Annotated in this window: 3 protein-coding genes and 1 other RNA gene; all 4 read left to right on the plus strand. The window is 71.9% G+C overall.

The features are described 5' to 3' along the window. The coding region (locus ACOADB_RS27870) for an RICIN domain-containing protein (RefSeq protein ID WP_378606825.1) at window positions 1-244 on the plus strand (244 nt) is incomplete at its 5' end. A gap of 37 nt (window positions 245-281) precedes the next feature. Next, window positions 282-372, plus strand: an RNA gene (gene ffs / locus ACOADB_RS27875) — signal recognition particle sRNA small type. 37 nt (window positions 373-409) lie between these two features. Continuing rightward, entirely contained in the window at window positions 410-949 is a 540-nt protein-coding gene (locus tag ACOADB_RS27880; protein WP_378606828.1) for a YaeQ family protein, read from the plus strand. Window positions 950-1,014: 65 nt separating this feature from the next. Next, the coding region (locus tag ACOADB_RS27885) for a DNA polymerase III subunit gamma and tau (RefSeq protein WP_378606831.1) at window positions 1,015-2,354 on the plus strand (1,340 nt) is incomplete at its 3' end.

The following is a 2,354-nucleotide window of genomic DNA, read 5'->3' on the forward strand; positions in this document are numbered from 1 at the left end:
CGTCCTCACCGGTCGCTGCTTCGACGCCTACGGCTCCGACCTGGGTGGCCAGGTCGGCACCTGGGGCTGCGGGGCGCAGGACAACCAGCGGTGGCGCGTGCTGGCCAACCCCGCCGGAGGGGTCTCGCTACGGCTGGTCCGCGGCGGCCTGTGCCTCGGCGTCGCCCACCGTGAGGTCGGCACGGGACTGACGATGCAGAGCTGCACCCTCGGTTCCGGAGTGCGCTGGCGTATCGCCACCTGATTGCGGCCGGCACCCGGTGGTCGACTAAAGTGCTGCCAACCCCCCGTGCGGTGGCACCTCACCCAACTCCCCCAGGGCCGGAAGGCAGCAAGGGTAAGTGAGCTCTGTCAGGTGCACGGGGGGCCTTTGTGTCCTCCGGGGCCCGCGCCACTAGTGTCGATCGACATGGCGACCGGCTCGATGATGCACACCTTCACGGTGCAGTGGGCCGACATGGACCGTGGCGTCTACGAGGACTTCACCCTGCGGGTGGCGCGGCACCCCTCCGAGACCGACGCGTACATGCTCACGCGGCTGCTGGCCTACTGCATGGAGTACGAGGAAGGCATCGCGTTCAGCGAGGGCATCTCCTCGACCCAGGAGCCGGCCGTCCTCGTCCGCGACCCCACCGGCCAGGTCACCGTGTGGATCGAGGTGGGCGCACCCGACGCCGAGCGCCTGCACCACGGCAGCAAGCTGGCGGACCGGGTGGCGGTCTACACGCATCGGGACCCCGCCCGGCTCATGGCCACGTGGTCGGGCAAGCGCATCCACCGCGCCCAGGACCTCGTCGTGCGCAGCTTCGACCCCGGCTTCATCGACTCCGCGGTCGCTGCGATCGAACGCCGCAACGTGCTCACGCTGTCCCTCACGGAGAGCCAGCTGTACCTCGACCTGAACCAGACGACGCTGCAGTCGACGGTCCACGAGAACCGGATCGAGTGACCGCTCCCCGGTCGCCTTGGGCCGGGCCCTGTGGTGCTGTCGGCCCGGCTGGTTAGTGTTCACACGTGGACTCCCCGCTCGCGCTCTACCGCCGCTACCGGCCCGAGACCTTCGCCGAGGTGATCGGGCAGGAGCACGTGACCGAACCGCTGCGTGCGGCCCTTGCGGCGAACCGGGTCAACCACGCCTACCTGTTCTCCGGTCCGCGAGGTTGTGGCAAGACCACGAGCGCCCGGATCCTGGCGCGCGCGCTCAACTGTGAGCGGGCCCCGATCGCCGACCCGTGCGGTGAGTGCGACAGCTGTCGCGACCTGGCGCGCAACGGCCCGGGCTCCATCGACGTGATCGAGATCGACGCCGCGTCCCACGGCGGTGTGGACGACGCCCGCGACCTGCGCGAGAAGGCGTTCTTCGCACCCGTGCGCAGCCGCTACAAGGTCTACATCATCGACGAGGCCCACATGGTGACCACGCAGGGCTTCAACGCCCTGCTCAAGCTGGTCGAGGAGCCCCCGCCCCACCTGCGCTTCATCTTCGCCACGACCGAGCCGGAGAAGGTCATCCCGACCATCCGCTCGCGGACCCACCACTACCCGTTCCGGCTGATCCCGCCGCGGTTGCTGTCGTCGTACCTCTCCGAGCTCTGTGAGCGGGAGGGCGTCACGATCCAGCCGGCCGCCCTGCCGCTGGTGGTCCGCGCTGGCGCCGGCTCGGCGCGCGACACGCTCTCGGTGCTCGACCAGCTCCTCGGCGGTGCCGGCCCCGCGGGCGTGACCTACGAGCTCGCCGCCGGCCTGCTCGGCTACACGCCCGACACGCTGCTCGACGACGTGGTGTCGTCGTTCGCAGCCGGCGACGGAGCCGCCGTCTTCGGCGTGGTCGACAAGGTCATCGAGACCGGGCAGGACCCGCGCCGCTTCACCGAGGACCTGTTGCGCCGGCTGCGCGACCTCGTGATCATCTCCGCCGTGCCCGACGCCGCGGCCTCAGGACTGATCGACGTGTCCGGTGACCAGGCCGACCGCCTGGTCGCCCAGGCCACCTCGTTCGGTCGGGGCGAGCTCACCCGGGCCGCGGACCTGGTCGCGACCGGCCTCACCGACATGCGGGGGGCGACCGCTCCCCGCCTGCTGCTCGAGCTGATCTGCGCACGGATCCTGCTGCCCGCGGCGGACCACAGCACCGAGGGCGTCCTGGCCCGCCTGGACCGGCTCGAGCGCCGCGCCGCCATCAGCGGTACGACGTCCGCCGAGTCTGCTCCGGCCGCGGCCCCCGCGGCTGCGCCTGCGCAGGATCGCCCGGCTCCGTCCCGTGCCGAGCGCGCCGCGCCCGAGCGGGCGGAGGAGCCCGCCGCGCCCCAGCGTCCCGTCGCGCCGGCGCCCGTCGAGACCCCCGTCGAAGCGGC

The sequence above is a fragment of the Nocardioides sp. CPCC 206348 genome, assembly GCF_048654705.1.
Taxonomy (GTDB): domain Bacteria; phylum Actinomycetota; class Actinomycetes; order Propionibacteriales; family Nocardioidaceae; genus Nocardioides.